The organism is Streptomyces sp. NBC_00503 (assembly GCF_036346895.1).
In the GTDB taxonomy this organism is placed as follows: Bacteria; Actinomycetota; Actinomycetes; order Streptomycetales; family Streptomycetaceae; genus Streptomyces.
Genome location: NZ_CP107855.1, coordinates 3,129,536 through 3,148,375, shown reverse-complemented (window position 1 = coordinate 3,148,375; position 18,840 = coordinate 3,129,536). Strand labels below are relative to the sequence as shown.

Annotated in this window: 17 protein-coding genes; 9 read left to right on the top strand and 8 right to left on the bottom strand. The window is 72.7% G+C overall.

The genetic code is table 11. The features are described 5' to 3' along the window. Positions 1-91 precede the first annotated feature (91 nt). Positions 92-322 (bottom strand): DUF4287 domain-containing protein, encoded by a 231-nt coding sequence (locus OG490_RS14610; RefSeq protein WP_330296718.1) that lies wholly within the window; start codon positions 320-322, stop codon positions 92-94. 100 nt (positions 323-422) lie between these two features. On the opposite strand from OG490_RS14610, the gene OG490_RS14605 reads away from it, so the two are divergent. Continuing rightward, on the top strand, positions 423-809 hold the full coding sequence (locus tag OG490_RS14605; RefSeq protein WP_330296717.1) for a hypothetical protein: 387 nt from the start codon (positions 423-425) through the stop codon (positions 807-809). On the opposite strand, the gene OG490_RS14600 is transcribed toward OG490_RS14605, so the two are convergent. The 3 genes from OG490_RS14600 to OG490_RS14590 all read right to left on the bottom strand — a co-directional run bounded on the left by OG490_RS14600 (position 793) and on the right by OG490_RS14590 (position 4,388). After that, positions 793-1,599, bottom strand: a complete 807-nt coding sequence (locus OG490_RS14600; RefSeq protein WP_330296716.1) for a hypothetical protein — start codon at positions 1,597-1,599, stop codon at positions 793-795. The two genes, OG490_RS14605 and OG490_RS14600, sit on opposite strands and share 17 nt — an antisense overlap. Before the next feature lie 406 nt (positions 1,600-2,005). Beyond that, positions 2,006-3,226, bottom strand: coding sequence for an acetyl-CoA C-acetyltransferase (locus OG490_RS14595; RefSeq protein ID WP_330296715.1), 1,221 nt, complete (start codon positions 3,224-3,226; stop codon positions 2,006-2,008). A gap of 67 nt (positions 3,227-3,293) precedes the next feature. Next, on the bottom strand, positions 3,294-4,388 hold the full coding sequence (locus tag OG490_RS14590; protein ID WP_330296714.1) for an SGNH/GDSL hydrolase family protein: 1,095 nt from the start codon (positions 4,386-4,388) through the stop codon (positions 3,294-3,296). A 131-nt stretch (positions 4,389-4,519) separates the two neighbouring features. Here OG490_RS14590 and OG490_RS14585 point away from each other — a divergent pair, with 131 nt between their 5' ends. After that, positions 4,520-5,905 (top strand): cystathionine beta-synthase, encoded by a 1,386-nt coding sequence (locus OG490_RS14585; protein WP_330300927.1) that lies wholly within the window; start codon positions 4,520-4,522, stop codon positions 5,903-5,905. Positions 5,906-6,249: 344 nt separating this feature from the next. On the opposite strand, the gene OG490_RS14580 is transcribed toward OG490_RS14585, so the two are convergent. Then, positions 6,250-6,624, bottom strand: a complete 375-nt coding sequence (locus OG490_RS14580) for a hypothetical protein (protein ID WP_330296713.1) — start codon at positions 6,622-6,624, stop codon at positions 6,250-6,252. Positions 6,625-6,699: 75 nt separating this feature from the next. Then, the gene (locus tag OG490_RS14575; protein ID WP_330296712.1) at positions 6,700-7,956 is read right to left on the bottom strand and encodes an MFS transporter; all 1,257 of its coding nucleotides are present in this window, start codon (positions 7,954-7,956) and stop codon (positions 6,700-6,702) included. A 244-nt stretch (positions 7,957-8,200) separates the two neighbouring features. Between OG490_RS14575 and OG490_RS14570 the strand changes: the two genes are divergently transcribed. Further along, the gene (locus OG490_RS14570) at positions 8,201-9,043 is read left to right on the top strand and encodes a MurR/RpiR family transcriptional regulator (RefSeq protein WP_330296711.1); all 843 of its coding nucleotides are present in this window, start codon (positions 8,201-8,203) and stop codon (positions 9,041-9,043) included. Positions 9,044-9,059: 16 nt separating this feature from the next. Here the strand turns inward: OG490_RS14570 and OG490_RS14565 are convergent, their stop codons facing one another. Continuing rightward, the gene (locus OG490_RS14565) at positions 9,060-10,262 is read right to left on the bottom strand and encodes an FAD-dependent oxidoreductase (protein WP_330296710.1); all 1,203 of its coding nucleotides are present in this window, start codon (positions 10,260-10,262) and stop codon (positions 9,060-9,062) included. Between the two features lie 124 nt (positions 10,263-10,386). Between OG490_RS14565 and OG490_RS14560 the strand changes: the two genes are divergently transcribed. Further along, on the top strand, positions 10,387-10,983 hold the full coding sequence (locus OG490_RS14560; protein ID WP_443065953.1) for a TetR/AcrR family transcriptional regulator: 597 nt from the start codon (positions 10,387-10,389) through the stop codon (positions 10,981-10,983). A gap of 90 nt (positions 10,984-11,073) precedes the next feature. Here the strand turns inward: OG490_RS14560 and OG490_RS14555 are convergent, their stop codons facing one another. Then, the gene (locus tag OG490_RS14555; RefSeq protein ID WP_330300926.1) at positions 11,074-12,456 is read right to left on the bottom strand and encodes a diaminopimelate decarboxylase; all 1,383 of its coding nucleotides are present in this window, start codon (positions 12,454-12,456) and stop codon (positions 11,074-11,076) included. A gap of 104 nt (positions 12,457-12,560) precedes the next feature. Between OG490_RS14555 and hutU the strand changes: the two genes are divergently transcribed. The 5 genes from hutU (at position 12,561) to OG490_RS14530 (ending at position 18,827) form a co-directional block, all read left to right on the top strand. Then, the gene (gene hutU / locus OG490_RS14550; protein ID WP_330296708.1) at positions 12,561-14,225 is read left to right on the top strand and encodes a urocanate hydratase; all 1,665 of its coding nucleotides are present in this window, start codon (positions 12,561-12,563) and stop codon (positions 14,223-14,225) included. A 35-nt stretch (positions 14,226-14,260) separates the two neighbouring features. Beyond that, the gene (locus tag OG490_RS14545) at positions 14,261-15,451 is read left to right on the top strand and encodes an allantoate amidohydrolase (RefSeq protein WP_330300925.1); all 1,191 of its coding nucleotides are present in this window, start codon (positions 14,261-14,263) and stop codon (positions 15,449-15,451) included. After that, positions 15,442-16,782: a formimidoylglutamate deiminase gene (locus OG490_RS14540; protein WP_330296707.1), complete on the top strand. Its 1,341-nt coding sequence runs from the start codon at positions 15,442-15,444 to the stop codon at positions 16,780-16,782. Before OG490_RS14545 ends, OG490_RS14540 begins: the two co-directional genes overlap by 10 nt. A 28-nt stretch (positions 16,783-16,810) precedes the next feature. After that, positions 16,811-17,989: an imidazolonepropionase gene (gene hutI, locus OG490_RS14535; protein ID WP_330296706.1), complete on the top strand. Its 1,179-nt coding sequence runs from the start codon at positions 16,811-16,813 to the stop codon at positions 17,987-17,989. Between the two features lie 154 nt (positions 17,990-18,143). Next, positions 18,144-18,827, top strand: a complete 684-nt coding sequence (locus tag OG490_RS14530) for an LPXTG cell wall anchor domain-containing protein (protein WP_330296705.1) — start codon at positions 18,144-18,146, stop codon at positions 18,825-18,827. Positions 18,828-18,840 lie beyond the last annotated feature (13 nt).

Genomic DNA, 18,840 nt, shown 5'->3' with positions numbered 1-18,840 from the left:
AGCACACGCTCGCGGGGCCTTCCCGCATGTCGGGGGTCGGATGTCGGATGTCATATGTCGGAGGGGGACTCGGACGGGGGCAGGGGCTCGCTCAGCCGAACTTGCGGGCGGCCCTGCGCAGGTCGTACTCGTGGATGATCGCCTTGGCCTGGCCGTACGAGAGTTCGTGCGCGCCGCGCAGCCAACTGACCTTCTCCTCGAACCGGATGAGGGAGGGGCCCTCGTCCACGGTACGGAGCCAGTCGGAGAGTTCACGACCGGTGGTCTCGGGAATTCTGTCGATCATGTTGCGGTGTGTCTGCTCGGAGAACTCTACGGACATGGGCGCCTCCGGAGGTATCGCCGTCTGCTCTCTTCACGACACCGTGCCGGAGAGTTCGCCCGTTGGCAATGGTGCCGGGGCGGCGCGTAAGGTCGGCCGGGTGCTCGATACCTCACCCCTGACCGCCGCCGTGGAACGCTTCGCCGACCGGCTCCGGGCCGCGCCGCAGAGCCGGCTGCGGCAGGGCGCCGCCGAGGCGGCGCTGGAACTGGCCCGGGAGCTCTCCGTACGGGCGCAGCGGCTGGAGCACGCCGCCGTCGGCGGCGGGGACGGCGAGGGGGCGGCTCCGGCGCGCAGGATGCCGGACGCCGGGATGTTCGTCGTCGGCGATCAGGTGGCCGTGGCCGGAGTGGACCTCGCCGAGGCGCTGCGCGCCGCGGGAGCCGTGGGCGCCGTAACGGGCCCGGACGGCGCGAAGGCCCCGTCCGTGATGCTGGACGAGGCCGTGCGGCTGGTGGAGCAGGCGGAAGTCAGAGCGATGCGATGACGCGGTCCGCGAGGATGTAGACGTTGCTGTCCGGGTCCTCGGCGTCACCGCAGGAGAAGGTCAGGGCGTAGGCGCCGGAGATGCCCGAACCGCCCAGCAGGACCGGGGCGCTGCCCGAGCGCAGGGCGTCGGCCAGGCGTTCCGCGGTCTCCCGGTGTCCCGGGGTCATGCAGAGCGTGGTGCCGTCGGTGAAGACGTACACGTCCAGGGTGCCCAGCGGGCCGGGACGGACGTCCGCGAGGGCCGTACGGGCCTCCGCGAGCTCCTCCAGGCGGCTGACGGTGCGCTCGTGGTCGGCGCCGGGGTGCGAGGCCTGGACCGGTACGAAGTCGGGGTGCGAGGGGTGGCGCCGGCGGGCGGCGGCCAGCTCGGCCGAGTCCTCCGGGTACTCCTCCATGATGTCCTCGCCGATGAGCGGCTCCAGCCCGACCATGTCCACCTGCCGGGGCAGGAAGACCGGGCCGTCCTCGCCGAGGCCGCTCAGCCCGCCCAGCAGGGAGGGCGCGTCGGCCGCGTCGCGGGCCTCCTGGGCGGCCCAGAAGGCGCGTGCCTCGGCGAGCTCGCGCTCGCGCTCCTCGGCAAGGGCCTCGGCCACGGCGGCTCGTATCTCGGCTGCGGGGGACTCCACGGCGCTGCGGGCGTGCGGGACGGTGGCACCGCGGGGGTGGGCCGAGACCACCAGCTCACCGCGCAGGGCCGTGACCTGCTTGCGCAGGCCGTGGACGGCGTGCAGCGCAGCAGCGCCGACGGCCGTGGCAGCGGCCGTGGTCAGCAGTAGGGCAAGAGACATGGCGCTCACTGACTAACTCCTGATTGATTCGATCCCCCGACTTCCTACATCAGCTTGGCCTGACCTGGGAATGGCTGGCAGTGCATTACGTCATGAATTGGACAGGTCTTTCGTCCCTGCGTACCTCGGGGAACCCGCCCTGACCTGCGAAAACAATGATCCCCCAGGACTAAGGTCACATCCTGGGGGACATTTGGTCACAGAATGGCCGCGACAGGATTAGATTCGGCGTCAGTACGGCGTATGGGATCAAGCGGATCCCGTACGGCGTCTGGCATCGGACCTTGATCCCGACGGCTGCGACTGGCTGAGCCGCTCTTCTTCCTTGGTCGCGCTGAACTTCGCCTCCGCGGCGGGCAGGTGCCGTCCTTCGTTCCTCAGGACGACCCCTACCCGCCGCTGCGGCTCAGCTCAGCCGCTCGATGACCATGGCCATGCCCTGTCCGCCGCCGACGCACATGGTCTCGAGGCCGAACTGCTTGTCGTGGAACTGCAGGCTGTTGATCAGCGTGCCGGTGATGCGCGCGCCGGTCATCCCGAAGGGGTGACCCACGGCGATGGCCCCGCCGTTGACGTTCACCTTCTCCAGCGGGATCTCCAGATCCCGGTAGGACGGGATGACCTGGGCCGCGAAGGCCTCGTTGATCTCGAACAGGTCGATGTCGCCGACGCCCAGGCCCGCCCGCTTCAGCGCCTGCCGGGAGGCCTCGACCGGACCCAGGCCCATGATCTCGGGGGAGAGGCCGGTGACACCGGTGGAGACGATCCGGGCCAGCGGGGTCAGGCCCAGCTCGCGGGCCTTGGTGTCGCTCATGACGACCAGCGCGGCGGCGCCGTCGTTCAGCGGGCAGCAGTTGCCGGCCGTGACCAGGCCGTCGGGGCGGAAGACGGGCTTGAGGCCCTGGACGCCCTCCAGCGTGACCCCGGCGCGCGGGCCGTCGTCGGTGGAGACGACCGTGCCGTCCGGGGTGGTGACCGGGGTGATCTCGCGGGCCCAGAAGCCGTTCTTGATGGCTTCCTCGGCCAGGTTCTGCGAGCGGACGCCGAATTCGTCCATGTCGCGCCGGGTCACGCCCTTGAGGCGGGCCAGGTTCTCGGCGGTCTGACCCATCGCGATGTACGCGTCGGGGACCAGGCCGTTCTCGCGCGGGTCCTGCCAGGAGGAGCCGGTGGACTCGGCGACCTGCTTGGTGCGGGCCTCGGAGTCGGCGAAGAGCGGGTTGTGGGTGCCGGGGATGCCGTCGGAGGAGCCGTTCACGGACCGGGAGACCATCTCGACGCCCGCGGAGATGAAGACGTCGCCCTCGCCCGCCTTGATGGCGTGCAGCGCCATCCGGGAGGTCTGGAGCGAGGAGGCGCAGTAGCGGGTGATCGTGGTGGCCGGCAGGTGGTCCATGCCCATCTGCACGGCGACGATGCGGCCCAGGTTGTGCCCCTGCTCGCCGCCCGGGAGGCCGCAGCCCAGCATCAGGTCGTCGATCTGGCGCGGGTCCAGCTCGGGGATCTTGGCGAGGGCGGCCTGGATGATCGTGGCCGTCAGATCGTCCGGCCGGATGTCCTTGAGGGATCCCTTGAAGGCACGGCCGATCGGCGACCGGGCGGTGGAAACGATGACTGCTTCGGGCATCGGGGCTCCAAGGGAGGTGGTGTCGTACCGGGACCGCATGCGAAGTTACCGCCCCGTACCGTCGAGGTCACTGCCCTTGCGATGTGACTCCGGTCGCTCCGGTCGCTCTGGCCTCGCCCCCGGCCGCCCCGCCCGCCCCTCCAGTCTGCGCCCCGTGCCCCGCCCGCTGCCCGCCGCGCTCCGCGAGGTCCTCGCCCGGCACCTGCCGCCTGCGCCGGTACTTGAGCAGGACCCAGGGCCCGCGGGCCGCCGTGACCTCCGTACCGGCCAGTCCCGCGGCCGCCGAGGCGGCCTTGGCCACCGGGAGCATGTCCTCGTTGCGCGACACGTCCAGGCGGTCCGACTCGGGCCAGACGCCCAGCGCCGCGCACAGGGTGGGCAGCACGGCCATCGCGGCGGTCGCATACCCCTCCGCCGACGGGTGGTAGGAGTCCGGTCCGAACATCTCGCGCGGGTTCGCCGCGAACTCCGCGCCCATCAGGTCGCCCATCGAGACGGTACGGGCGCCCAGCGCGAGCACTCCGATCGTCTGGGCGGCGGCCAGCTGGCGCGAGACGCGGCGGGCCAGCCACCGCAGCGGCTGGTAGACCGGCTCGATGGTGCCGAGGTCCGGACAGGTGCCGACCACGACCTCGGAGCCCGCGAGCCGCAGCCGGCGGACGGCCGAGGTCAGCAGCCGCACCGACTGGGTCGGGGGCATCCGCCGGGTCACGTCGTTGGCGCCGATGATGATCACGCACACGTCGGGGGCCGGCCCGTCGCCGTCGAGCAGCAGCCCCACCTGCCGGTCCAGGTCGTCGGACATGGCGCCGGACAGGGCCACGTTGCGCAGCTCCACCGGCCGCTCGGCCACCGCGGCCAGCCCCGAGGCCAGCAGCGCGCCCGGAGTCTGTCTCGCCCGCCGCACGCCCAGCCCGGCGGCCGTGGAATCGCCCAGCATGCCGAGCCGCAGCGGTCCCGGACTCATCTCGGGACCGCCGAACTCGCCCCCGTACAGCCCGTCCGCGCGCGGCGGATCCGGCAGCCCGGTGCCGACCGTCCGCTTCGCGAACTGCACCTCCGCCACGACCAGACCCACCGCGGCGACCCCGACGAGCCCGAGCCCGCCACCGCCGTACGCCGCGCCCGCCGCGATCCGGCGGGCCGTCCTCGCCCTAGACACCCTCAGGCCACCTCCTCGGCACCCGGTCCTGTTGACCTTCCTGCCCCGTACGCAAGGTCGGCCAATCCCTTTCCGCATACTCTGGCCGAGCCTCCCGGAGAACCCGTGGAGTCCCCTCCTTGGAGAACATGGTGCAATTCCACGACTCGATGATCAGCCTCGTCGGCAACACCCCGCTGGTGAAGCTCAACCGTGTGACCGAAGGCCTGCAGGCCACCGTCCTTGCAAAGGTCGAGTACTTCAATCCCGGCGGATCCGTGAAGGACCGGATCGCCGTCAGGATGATCGAAGCCGCCGAGCAGAGCGGAGCACTCAAGCCCGGCGGGACCATCGTGGAGCCGACGAGCGGCAACACGGGTGTAGGACTCGCCATCGTGGCGCAGCAGAAGGGTTACCACTGCATCTTCGTCTGCCCCGACAAGGTGTCCGCTGACAAGATCAACGTCATGCGGGCCTACGGTGCCGACGTAGTGGTCTGCCCGACGGCCGTCGATCCCGACCACCCGGACTCGTACTACAACGTCTCCGACCGCCTCGTGCGCGAGACGCCCGGCGCCTGGAAGCCCGACCAGTACAGCAACCCGAACAACCCGCGTTCCCACTACGAGACCACCGGTCCCGAGCTGTGGGAGCAGACGGACGGGAAGATCACCCACTTCGTGGCCGGTGTCGGCACGGGCGGCACGATCTCCGGCACCGGCGGGTACCTCAAGGAGGTGTCCGGCGGCAAGGTCAAGGTCATCGGCGCCGACCCCGAGGGCTCGGTCTACTCCGGCGGCTCGGGCCGCCCGTACCTCGTCGAGGGCGTCGGCGAGGACTTCTGGCCGACCGCCTACGACCGCAACGTCACGGACGAGATCATCGCGGTGTCCGACAAGGACTCCTTCCAGATGACCCGCCGCCTCGCCAAGGAGGAGGGCCTCCTCGTCGGCGGTTCCTGCGGCATGGCGGTCGTCGCGGCGCTGCGCGCGGCGGAGGGCCTCGGCCCGGACGACGTGGTCGTCGTCCTGCTCCCGGACAGCGGGCGCGGCTACATCAGCAAGATCTTCAACGACGAGTGGATGGCCGGACACGGTTTCCTGGAGGACGCCGGACCGTCGGCCCGCATCCGGGACGTGCTGGCGGACAAGGAGGGCGGCATCCCCTCCCTCGTCCACATGCACCCCGAGGAGACCGTCGGCGAGGCCATCGAGGTGCTGCGCGAGTACGGCGTCTCGCAGATGCCGATCGTCAAGCCGGGCGCCGGCCACCCCGACGTGATGGCGGCCGAGGTCATCGGCTCGGTGGTCGAGAAGGAGCTGCTGGCGGCGCTGTTCGCCCAGCGCGCCTCCCTCGGCGACCCGCTGGAGAAGCACATGTCCGCGCCGCTCCCGCAGGTCGGATCCGGTGAGCCGGTCTCCGAGCTGATGGCGGTCCTCGGCGAGGCCGACGCGGCGATCGTGCTGGTCGAAGGCAAGCCGACGGGTGTGGTGAGCCGTCAGGACCTGCTGGCGTTCCTCGCGAAGTCCGCGAAGTAGCGCGAAGCGGTACGGGGGCCCGTGCCTCGGCCGACGCCCTGGCCGCGAGGCCCTGGCCGACGCACAAACGGTACGGGCCCGTCACGTCGCGGCAGCACCGGCTTAACACGGCTGGGGCACAGTGGTGGTTGTCGGCAGGGAAGCCCGGGGAACCGGGACCCGGCCGGCGCCACGAACGGCGTCGACGTACCTCCGGAGCGGCTCCCGGACCGCGTGGACGCCACGGACGCGCGGACGGCCCTGACCCGGCCCGTGTCCCTCGCGGGGACCGCCGTCGTCCCGCCCCCGGGCAACCGGGGTGCGGCGGTCCCCGCGCCAAAACCTCCGCGGGTCCGGCCCGCGACTCAGTCCTGCGGGTCCGGCCCGCGCCGCCGCAGGGACTTCGACGCGTGGACGAAGTTGACGCCCACGATGCCGAGCCAGGCCACGATCAGGCCGGGCAGGTGGGCCTGGGCCGCGCCGATCGCCGAGAGCGGGATCGCCAGCACCAGCGTGACGATCGCGAACCCGAAGCGCTCCCCGAAGTTGCCCGCCGGGGATTCCTCCGGGCGCCGGGGACCGCGGGCCGCGGCCAGCCGGTCCTCCGCCAGCCGCCGCCGGACCTGGGTGTCGACCTTCTCGACGAACGAATCGACCAGCGCGGCCTCGTACTCGGGCCCCAGCTCACGCCGGGCGTCCAAGGTGGCGGCGAGTTCCTTCTTCAACTCCTGGGACTCCATGCCTCCACGGTAGGAACCGTCACCCCGTACGGGCACTGGGGCTAGCCCCCGTATTCGTCCCGGCCGGTCAGCCGGTCAGCCGGTCGGCAGGTCAACAGGCTCGCCGGTCGGCCGCTCCGCCCGCCGCAGGCCGCGCACGGGGCGGACCAGGAGCAGCGCGAGCGCGCAGCCGAGGCCGATCACCGAACCGGCCAGCAGGAAGCGGTGGAGGCCGAACAGCTGCGCCGCGGGCCCCGCGAGGACCTGGCCGAGGGGGACGGCGAGGATCGAGCCGGCGATCTCGTACGCGGTCACCCGGTTCAGCCGGTCCTCGGGTATCTGTGTCTGCACGGTGGTGGCCCACTGCACCCCCCAGAACGCCCAGCCCAGGCCGCTCACCGCGTACATGAGCATGAGCACCGGCAGCGAGGGCACCAGCGCCGCCGCCAGGGGCATCATCGGGAAGAGGCACATCGCGATCCCGCCGCCGAACAGCGGCCGGGCCGGCCGGAGCCGGATCGCGACCAGCCCGCCGAGCATGCAGCCGGCCCCGAACGCGCCCTCCGCGTACCCGAAGGCCGCCTTGCCGTGCTCGCCGATGACGGAGGCCGCGCCGAGCGGGGTGATCGGGCCCCACACGAACACCCCGAGCACCCACCAGATCAGGATGACCGCCCACAGCCAGGACCGGGAGCGGAACTCCACCCAGCCGGTCCGCAGGTTCTCGAGCGTGGAGGCCGACCGGTCCACCTCGAAGGGCGGCAGCCGCAGCGCCAGCAGGCACAGCCCGCTGACCGCGAAGGTGGCCGCGTCGACCGCGAACACCCAGGCCGTCGAGGTGACCGAGACGAGGATTCCGGCGAGCGCCGGCCCGGCCATCGTGGACATCCCCTCGCTGACCCGCAGCACCCCGTTGGCCTTCTGCGGATCGGCGGCGACCTGGGGGACCAGGCCGTTGACCCCGGGCTGGAACATCGCGGTCGCGATCCCGCCGAGCGCCGAGCCGCCGATGACGAACCACAGGGAGGGGTGGCCGAGCCAGAGGTACACGGCGAACGAGCCCTGGATCAGGAAGCGGGCCGCGTCCGCGCCGATCATCTGCGGCTTGGGGTGGAACCGGTCCGCGAACACCCCGCCGAAGACGACGAAGAGCGCGAAGGCCCCCATCCACGTGCCGAGCACGTACCCGAGGCCGCTCACCCCGTAGCCGAGCGAGAGCATCGCGACGGCCATGGCGACGGGCATCATCGTGTCTCCCGCCATCGACACGATGCGGGCGGTGAAGTAGAGGCCGAAGTTCCTGGTCCACAGGTGGGTGCGGGGGGCGGGCGGAGCGGAGACGGACGAGACCATGGGGGCAGCCAATTCGGTCGGAATGGTGGGCTGTTGACCGAACGGGACCTCGTGCGCACCGCCCCCGCCGGCTCCTTTGAACTATGGCCGCGCACGACGGCCGGTCAAGCGATTTGATCTCGGCCCGGAGGGGCGCCCCCGGGGTCTCGGATCGCGGGCGCGGGTTGCCGTCCTGCATAAGCGCATGCAAAGTGCTCCGTGACTGAATATCTGACCGGGGACGTACGGGACGGAGGGGAACGGGATGAGTGAGAGCCCTGCAGCGCGGCTGCAGAAGCTGTTCGAGGGGCACCGGCTGACGCCGACCCAGCGGCGCATCGCGCACTGCATGGTGCGCGGGGCCGCGGAGGTGCCGTTCCTGTCGAGCGTGGAGCTCGCCGAGCTGGCCGGTGTGAGCCAGCCGTCGGTGACCCGGTTCGCGGTGGCCCTGGGCTTCGACGGCTACCCCGCGCTGCGCAAGCACCTGCGGGAGGTGGCCCCCGCGGGGCGGGCCGGGGGCGGGCCCGAGGACGCGTACAACGAGTACCAGCAGGCCGTCCAGGGCGAGATCGAGAACCTGCGGCAGCTGTCGGCGATGCTCGCCGACCCGGCGCCGGTCCAGGAGGCCGGGCGGCTGCTCGCCGCGTCCAGCCCGCTGCCCGTACTGGGGCTGCGGGCGGCGTCCTCGCAGGCGCGCGGGTTCGCGTACTTCGCTGCGAAGGTCCATCCGGACGTCCGGCTGCTCGACGAGGGCGGCTCGATGCTCGCCGACCGGATCGACGCGGCCCGCGCCGCCGGAGCCTCGGCCCTGCTGTGCTTCGCGCTGCCCCGCCACCCCAAGGAGGTCGCGGAGGCGCTGGACCACGGGCGGGCGGCCGGGCTGACCGTGGTGACGGTGGCCGATTCGGCCTTCGCCCCGGTGGCCAGGCATTCGGACCTGCTGATCCCGGCGCCGGTGGGGACCGGGCTGGCCTTCGACACCGCGTGCGCACCGATGCTGCTGGGGCGGGTGCTGCTGGAGGCGATGGCCGACGCGCTGCCGGACGCGCAGGCCCGGCTGGAGGCCTTCGACGCGAGGGCCGCGGCGCGGGGCCTGTTCGTGGAGTAGCGGCCCCGATCGCCCCTCACCGGTAGTTGAGCTCGGCCAGCTCGGTGGCGAGGCGCTTGCGGAGCGCCGGGACGCGGGCGAAGAGCGGGAGCAGGATGTTGCGCACGGCGCGCAGGGCCGGGTTGCGCAGGTGGGCGACACGGGTCATCCGGTCGGTCAGCGCCACCACGCGCAGGGCGACGGGCCGGCGGGTGGCCCCGTACGCGTCGAGGTCGCCGGGATTCCCGGAGGCGAGGGTACGGGCGAGGGCGCGGCCGAGGGCGTGGCCGTCCTGGATGCCGGTGTTCATGCCCTGGCCGCCGGCCGGGCTGTGCACGTGCGCGGCGTCTCCGGCGAGCAGCAGGCGGCCCGAGCGGTAGCGGTCGGCGACCCGGTGGTGGATGCGGAACCGCGAGGACCAGACCAGTCCGGTGACGGTGGCCTGGCCGGGGGCGCGGGCGTCCAGCAGGGCCTGGACGAAGGCGAGGTCGGGCTCGGCGGGGGCGTCGGAGACGGTGGCGACGACCCGGTAGCGCCCCGCTCCCGGGGTCCCGGCGGCGGCGGATGCTTCCCCGGGCAGCGGGGCGACCACGGTGACACCGGCCGCGGCGAAGACGAGGGAGACCTCGCGGGGTCCCGGGGCCCAGTCCATCACCACGTCGGCGAGGACGAAGGACTCCCCGTAGGCACTGCCGGTGAACCCGATCCCGGCGGCCTCGCGGACCGTGCTGTGCATGCCGTCCGCGCCGACGGCGTAGGCGGCGCGCAGGGTCTCGCCGGTGGCGGTGGTGAGGGTGACCCCCGCGCCGTCCTCGTCCTGGTGGACGCCGGTGACCTCGTACGGGCGGTGGACCTCGCCGCCGAGGGCGCGCAGGCGCTCCAGGAGCACGGCCTCGGTCCGGTCCTGGGGGACCATCAGGGCGTATGCGTGGGCCGTGGGCAGGTCGTCGAAGGTGATGGTGGCGAGGGGCCGGGCGCCGTCGCGCATCCGGAACCGGGTGACGGGGATGCCGCGGCCGACCAGCTCGGCGCTCAGGGACCCGGTCGGGTCGATCTCGTCGAGGACCTCCAGGGTGCGGGCGTGGACCACGGCGGCGCGGGAGGTGTTGGCGCCCTCGGCCTGCCGGTCGAGGAGCACGAAGTCGATGCCGGCCCCGGCGAGGGTCACGGCGAGGGCGAGGCCGGTGGGACCGGCGCCGATGATCGCGACGTGGGTGGTGGCGGGGAGCGTTCCGGGCATTCTGGGCCTCCTGCGGGATGCCAACGAGCGTTGGCCAACAACCGTTGACTCAATGGTGCGGCGGTCGGCACCGGGGTGTCAACGGTTGTGGGCCCACAGGTGTTGGCCTACCTTTGTCGGCATGATGCAAGAGGCTCAAGAGGCTCAAGAGGCGGAGGGCCGGGGCGCGCAGACCAAGGCGGCGATCCTGCGGGCCGCGCGGGACCGGTTCGCCGCGCACGGGTACGAACGGACGACCATCCGCGCGGTCGCGGCGGACGCGGCGATCGACCCGTCGATGGTGATGCGGTACTTCGGGAACAAGGAGAAGCTCTTCGACGCCGCACTGGCGGTGGACCTGCGGCTGCCGGACCTGTCGGCGGTCCCGCCGCAGGAACTGGCGGCAGTGGTCCTACGGCACTTCGTGGACCGCTGGGAGGGCGACCCGGCGGATGACGCCCTGCTCGTACTGCTGCGCTCCGCGGTGACCAACGAAGCGGCGGCGCAGCGGATGCGGGAGGTCTTCACGACCCAGGTCGCCCCCGCGCTGGGCGCGGCACTGGGCCCGGAACGGGCGCGGCGGGTGGCGGGCCTGGTCTCGGCGCAGCTACTGGGCCTGGCACTGACCCGCTACCTGCTGCGCCTCCCGGGCGTCACCTCCCTGACCCCGGACGAGGTGGTGGCAGGCCTGTCCCCAGCCCTTGCGGCGACGCTGGATGTTTCCAGCCCGTCCGGCGTTTGAGGACCGGGTCCGGGCAGCGCCCGGGGAACGGTGGAAGGGCGGGTAGGGGACATGCCCCGCGCAGCGGCAGGCAGCCACCGCGCCCTGGGGTCAGAGCAGGGCGTCCGGCACGGCCGCACCCGCCTCGGCGGCGATCGCCGCGAGCGACTGCTCGGCCCGCACCAATGCGAAGCGGACGAAGCCCGGCTCCGCCACCGTGAACCCGTAGATCGCCGGCCGCGGCAGGCTGTTGTAGCCGTAGTGCGCCGTGAAGGCGTACGCACCCGTGTCGGGGATGGCGATCAGGTCTCCGGGGGACAGCAGCGGGAGCTCCCGCGCGGTGGCCAGGAGGTCGCCCGCGAAGCAGGCGGGGCCGGCGATGTCCTGGGGGACCGGCGGTCCCGTCAGGGGGGCGCCCTTGGCGTCGTAGGGCAGGATCCGCAGCGGCCAGGCCGCCGGGGCGTAGACCGTTCGGGTGGCCAGCTGGACCCCGGCGTGGGTCAGGGCGATCGCGCGGCCGCCGGTGGTCTTGGTGTACTCCACGAGCGACAGCACCAGCCCGTGCTTGGCCACCAGGGACCGCCCGAACTCCGTGACCAGCCCGTACGTGCCCGAGAAGAGCCCGGGGGCGGCGGAGCGCAGCGCGTCCACGTAGTCCGCGTAGGTAGGCGTGGTCTCGTCCGATCCGAAGTTGACCGGCAGGCCGCCGCCGATGTCCAGGGTGTCCACCTGCCTGCGGCCGGCCGCCGCGTTGATCTCCTCGGCCAGGGCGTGCAGCTCCCGTACGCCTTCGGCGATCAGGGCGAGGGGCACGCCCTGGGAGCCCGAGTGGATGTGCAGCCGGGTGAGCCACGGCCGGTCCGCGAAGGCCCGTAGGAGCCATGCGCGGGCGCCCGGATCGCGCAGGGCGACTCCGAACTTCGAGGTGGCCGTGGCGGTGGAGAGGGCGTCGATGGCGCCGGCGCCGGTCTGCGGGTTGATCCGGATCCCGAGGGGGGAGCGGGTCGGGGCCGCGGCGACCAGGGCGTCGAGGCGGTGCAGCTCCTGGCGGTTGTCCGCGTTGACGGCGATGCCGAGGGCGAGGGCTTCGCGCAGTTCGGCGGGGGTCTTGGCGGGGGAGTCGAGGACGGTGCGTTCGGGTGCGACCCCGGCCGCGCGGGCCAGGGCCAGCTCGCCGGCGCTGGCGACCTCGCAGCCGATGCCCGCGTCGTCGAGCAGTCGCAGGACGGGGACGAGCGGGGCGGCTTTGACGGCGAAGGCGTGCAGGACCGGGGTGCCGGGTGCGACGGCGGCGGCGAAGGCGTCCGTCAGGGCGGCGGCGGAGGCGCGGATGCCGGCGGTGTCCAGCAGGCAGACGAGGGAGGGGTCCGGATCCCGGCCCGGGTCGGGCCCGATCAGGCCCTGCGCCACGGCGGCCTCGACGGCCAGGTTCCGTCGCGCGGCCGGTGTCGAGGAGGTCGATTCGGTGGTGTGCGTACGCGGGGCGTCGGCCATGTTCTTCATCCCATCACCCGGCGCGGCGGGCCGCAGCTGTTGACTGAATCTATTCAGGGAGTGAAACTGTGAATGGATTGACCAACACCGGAGGAGGCACCGCCATGTCAGGACCCCGCCCCGTACGTGCCGCACGAGGTACCGACCTGAGCACCCTGGGATGGCAGCAGGAGGCCGCGCTGCGGATGCTGCAGAACAACCTCGACCCCGAGGTCGCCGAGCACCCTGACAAGCTCGTCGTCTACGGCGGCACCGGCAAGGCGGCCCGCGACTGGCGCTCGTACGACGCGATGGTGCGCACCCTGCAGACGCTGAAGCAGGACGAGACGATGCTCGTCCAGTCCGGCCGTCCGGTCGGCGTGATGCAGACGCACGAGTGGGCGCCGCGCGTGCTGCTCGCCAACTCCAACCTGGTGGGCGACTGGGCCAACTGGGAGGAGTTCCGCCGTCTGGAGAACCTGGGCCTGACCATGTACGGCCAGATGACGGCCGGTTCGTGGATCTACATCGGCACCCAGGGAATCCTCCAGGGCACCTACGAGACCTTCGCGGCCGTCGCGGCGAAGAAGTTCAACGGGACCCTGGCCGGGACCATCACCCTCACCGCCGGCCTCGGCGGCATGGGCGGCGCCCAGCCGCTGGCCGTGACGATGAACGACGGCGTCGCGATCTGCATCGACGTCGACCCGCGCGCCATCGACCGCCGCATCGAGCACCGCTACCTCGACGTCAAGGCGAACGACCTGCGCCACGCGCTGCAGCTCGCCGTCGAGGCCCGCGACGCCCGCAAGCCGCTCTCCATCGGCCTCCTCGGCAACGCCGCCGACCTGCTCCCGCAGATGCTGGCCGAGGGCGCCCCGATCGACATCGTCACCGACCAGACCTCCGCCCACGACCCGCTGGCCTACCTGCCGGTCGGCGTGGACTTCGACGACATGGCCGACTACGCGGCCAAGGACCCGGCCGGGTTCACCACCCGCGCCCGCGAGTCGATGGCCACGCACGTCGAGGCCATGGTCGGCTTCATGGACGCGGGCGCCGAGGTCTTCGACTACGGCAACTCCATCCGCGGCGAGGCCCAGCTCGCGGGCTACGAGCGCGCGTTCGCCTTCCCCGGCTTCGTCCCCGCCTACATCCGCCCCCTCTTCTGCGAGGGCAAGGGCCCCTTCCGCTGGGCGGCGCTGTCCGGCGAGGCCTCGGACATCCACAAGACCGACAAGGCGATGCTGGAGCTCTTCCCCGAGAACGAGTCCCTGCACCGCTGGATCAAGATGGCCGGCGAGCGCGTCCACTTCCAGGGCCTGCCCGCACGCATCTGCTGGCTGGGCTACGGCGAGCGCGACAAGGCCGGTGAGCGCTTCAACGAGATGGTCGCCGACGGCACCCTCGCCGCGCCCCTGGTCATCGGCCGCGACCACCTCGACTGCGGCTCGGTGGCCTCCCCGTACCGCGAGACCGAGGCCATGCTCGACGGCTCCGACGCGATCGCCGACTGGCCGCTGCTCAACGCCATGGTCAACGTGGCCTCCGGTGCCTCCTGGGTCTCCATCCACCACGGCGGCGGCGTCGGCATGGGCCGCTCGATCCACGCCGGCCAGGTCACCGTCGCCGACGGCACCAAGCTCGCGGGCGAGAAGATCCGCCGCGTGCTGACCAACGACCCGGGCATGGGCGTCATCCGCCACGTCGACGCGGGCTACGACATCGCGGAGTCCGTGGCCGACGAGCGCGGCGTCCGCATCCCGATGCGCGAAGGCGACCAGGCGTGACCCAGGAAGCCGCCGCCGGAGCCTCGTTCCACCAGATGTGGGCCGAGCTCCGGCCCATCGGCCGGGACCAGGGCAGCGGCGGCTACCGCCGCTACGCGTGGACCGGCGCCGACGCCGACTGCCGGACCTGGTTCCAGGCGCAGGCCGAGGCGCGCGGGCTCGCGTACGAGGTCGACCGCAACGGCAACCAGTGGGCCTGGCTCGGCGACCCCCTCGCCGGTGACGCCGTGGTCACCGGCTCCCACCTGGACTCCGTCCCCGACGGCGGGGCCTTCGACGGCCCCCTCGGGGTGGTGTCCTCCTTCGCGGCGCTGGATGAACTCCGCGGGAGGGGAGTGGAGTTCTCCAGGCCCCTGGCCATCACCAACTTCGGCGACGAGGAAGGGGCCCGCTTCGGGCTGGCCTGCGTCGGCTCCCGGCTGGCCGCCGGGCAGCTGACCAAGGAGAAGGCGTACGAGCTCCGCGACGCGGACGGCGTCCGGCTGCCCGAGGCCATGGAGGCCGCCGGGTACGACCCCGCCACCATCGGGGCCGATCCCGAACGCCTGGCCCGCATCGGCGCCTTCGTCGAACTGCACGTGGAACAGGGCCGCGCCCTCGACCTCTCAGGGGACCGGGTCGGCATCGCCTCCGCGATCTGGCCGCACGGCCGCTGGCGCTTCGACTTCCACGGCGAGGCCAACCACGCCGGCACCACCCGCCTGGTGGACCGCCGCGACCCGATGATCACCTACGCGCAGACCGTGCTCGCGGCCCGCGCCGAGGCGGCCCTCGCCGGAGCCGTGGCCACCTTCGGGAAGATCTCCGTCGAGCCCAACGGGGTCAACGCCATCCCCTCGCTGGTGCGCGGCTGGCTCGACTCCCGCGCCGCCGACCAGGCAACCCTCGACACGGTCGTGACCGCCATCGAGAAGGCCGCCCGCGAGAGCGCCGACCGGGACGGGATCGACCTGGACATCGTCCGGGAGTCCTTCACCCCGGTCGTCGAGTTCGAGCACGCCCTGCGCGACGAGATGAACCGGATCCTGGGCGGGGCCGTCCCGGTCCTGGGCACCGGCGCCGGACACGACGCGGGAATCCTCTCCGCGGCCGTCCCGACGGCCATGCTGTTCGTGCGCAACCCCACCGGCGTCTCCCACTCCCCGCGGGAGTTCGCCGCCGAGGACGACTGCGTGGCAGGAGTCCTCGCCCTCGCCGACGTACTGGAAGGCCTCGCGTGCCGCTGAAGACGTACTGGCTGGAGCACGCCTGGCTCGGCACCCATGTCGAGCCGGGCGTCGCCCTGGACGTGGAGAAGGACGGCCGGATCGCCGCCCTGAGGACCGGGGCCGAGGCCCCGCCCCCGGGCGCGGAGGTCCTGCGCGGACTGACGGTCCCCGGCCTTGCCAACGCGCACAGCCACGCCTTCCACCGAGCCCTGCGCTCCCTGGTCCAGGTGGGCTCGGGCACCTTCTGGACCTGGCGCGAGTTCATGTACCAGGTCGCCCAGAACCTCACCCCCGACCGCTACTTCGCGCTGGCCCGCGCCGTCTACGCGGAAATGGCACTGGCCGGGATCACGGCCGTCGGCGAGTTCCACTACGTCCACCACGCCCCCGGCGGAACCCCCTACGCCGACCCCAACGCCATGGGCGAGGCGCTGATCGAAGCCGCCGCCGAGGCCGGCATCCGGATCACGCTCCTGGACACCGCGTACCTCTCGGCGGGCTTCGGGAAGGCCCCCGACCCCCACCAGCTCCGCTTCTCCGACGGGACGGCGGACGCCTGGGCTCAGCGGGTCAGCGCCCTCAAGCCCCGCGAACACGCCCTGATCGGCGCCGCGATCCACTCGGTCCGCGCCGTACCGGCCGGACAGCTCGCCACCGTGGCCCGCTGGGCCCAGGAGCGCCGGGCCCCGCTGCACGTCCACCTCTCGGAGCAGACCGCCGAGAACGAGGCCTGCCTGGCGGCCCACGGCCGCACCCCGACGCAGCTGCTCGCCGACCACGGCGTCCTGGGCCCGCGCACCACCGGCGTGCACAACACGCACCTCACCGACACCGACATCGCGCTCCTCGGCGACAGCACCACCGGCACCTGCATGTGCCCCACCACCGAACGCGACCTCGCCGACGGCATCGGCCCGGCCGTACGCCTCCAGCGCGCGGGCAGCCCGCTCTCGCTCGGCAGCGACAGCCACGCCGTGATCGACCTGCTCGAAGAGGCCCGCGCCATGGAGCTGAACGAGCGCCTCAGCAGCCGGACCCGGGGCCACTGGACGGCGAACGCCCTGCTCACGGCCGCCACGGCCGAGGGCCACGCCGCGCTCGGGTGGTCCGACGCGGGCCGCCTGGAGGCGGGCGCGCTCGCGGACTTCACCACGATCGCCCTGGACTCCGTACGGACGGCCGGACCGCTGCCCCGGCTCGGCGCGGAGACGGCCGTGTTCGCCGCGACCGCCTCGGACATCCGCCACACCGTGGTCGGCGGCCGCCACATCGTCCGCGACGGCGTCCACGCCCTCGTCGGCGACGTGCCGTCGGCCCTGGCCGAGTCCATCGCAGCCCTTCGCGGCTGACGCCGGGAAAGGAACCCCGAAGGGAACCATGACCACCACCGTCATCACCAACATCGGCAGCCTCGTCACCAACGACCCCGCCCTCGGCGACGGCAGCCCCCTCGGCCTCATCGCCGACGCCGCCGTGGTCATCGACGGCGAGACCATCGCCTGGGTCGGCCCCGCCGACGCCGCTCCGGCCGCCGACACCGCGTACGACGCGACCGGCCGCGCCGTCATCCCCGGCTTCGTCGACTCCCACTCCCACCTCGTCTTCGCGGGCGACCGCACCGCCGAGTTCAACGCCCGCATGTCCGGCCGCAGTTACTCCGCCGGAGGCATCCGCACCACGGTCGCCGCCACCCGCGCCGCCTCCGACGCCGAGCTCGAAGCCAATCTGCTGCGCCACCTCGACGAGGCCCGCCGCCAGGGCACCACCACCTTCGAGACCAAGTCCGGCTACGGGCTCACCGTCGCCGACGAGGCCCGCGCGCTGCGGATCGCCGCCGCGCACACCGAAGAGGTCACCTACCTCGGCGCGCACATCGTCTCCCCGGACTACGCCGGGGACCCGGCCGCCTACGTGGAGCTCGTCACCGGCGAGATGCTGACCGCCTGCGCCCCGTACGCCCGCTGGGTGGACGTCTTCTGCGAGAAGGGCGCCTTCGACGGCGACCAGGCGCGCGCCATCCTGACCGCCGGCGCGGCCGCCGGGCTCATCCCGCGCATCCACGCCAACCAGCTCTCCCACGGCCCCGGCGTCCAGCTCGCCGTCGAGCTCGAAGCCGCCTCCGCCGACCACTGCACGCACCTCACGGACGCCGACGTGGACGCGCTGGGCCAGGCCTCGGCCACCACCGTCGCCACCCTGCTGCCCGGCGCCGAGTTCTCCACCCGCGCCCAGTGGCCCGACGCCCGCCGCCTGATCGCCGCGGGCGCCACCGTCGCACTGTCCACGGACTGCAACCCGGGCTCCTCCTACACGAGTTCCATGCCGTTCTGCATCGCGCTGGCCGTGCGCGACATGGGGATGACCCCGGACGAGGCCCTGTGGTCCGCCACCGCCGGCGGCGCCCGCGCCCTGCGCCGTAGCGACATCGGGATCGTCACTCCCGGCGCCCGCGCGGACCTGGCGCTGCTCGACGCCCCCAGCCATGTCCACCTCGCGTACCGGCCGGGCGTTCCGCTGGTCTCCGGGGTCTGGCAGAAGGGCCGCAAGGTGGCCTGAAACAGCCTGAATCGGGACGGCGTCGGAGCGGCCTCGGGGCCGTTGATCCGGCGCCGTCCTTTGTCTTCCCTCCGTAAGGCCCCCGGCGTACCTTGAGCCACCAATCTGATGTGCCGTCAGTAACTTGTGGCCATGGTTCGAGGGGAAGACGAAGGTGTCCGACCGGAAACGCTCCACCGCGCTAGCGCTGGCCTCCGCGCTGGCGGGAACGGCGGTACTGCTCGCCGCCCCCACCGCGCAAGCAGCGGTGGTCGACGTGAACTACAACTGCGAGACCCCCATCGGCCCGAAGTCGGCGGTCTCGCCCATCGACATCAAGGCCGTCAAGGAAGGAAACGGCTACAAGCTCACGATGTCCTTCCAGAAGGGCGTCTCCTCCAGCCCCGTGGAACTCGGCAAGGGTGCGATGACCCCGAGTGCCGTGATCCTGGTGGGCGGGGCCGAAAAGGTGTCCGTACCGGTCTCCGGTGCGCCCAACTCCGAGGCCCTGCCGGCCAATACGCCCATCAAGATCAGCGACCTCTCGGGCACCTACACGCCCAAGAAGTCGGGCAAGGTCACCCTCACCGCCGGTGTCCTCACCATCAAGGCGATGGGCACCACCACCACCTGCACGCCCGGCAACAGCCCGGGGCCCTCCCTCGAACTCGACGTGACGGCCCCCGGCGGCGAAGCCGCGTCCACCACCACCGGTGGCGGCAGCGGCGGAGCCACCCTCCCGCAGACCGGCCCCGAGGACTCCGCCATCGCGCTGGGCACCCTCGGAGCCACCGTCCTGCTCTCCGGCGCCGCCGGCGTGCTCTGGCTGACCCGGCGCGGCCAGCGGGCCCGGTCCTGAACGGAGCACCCCC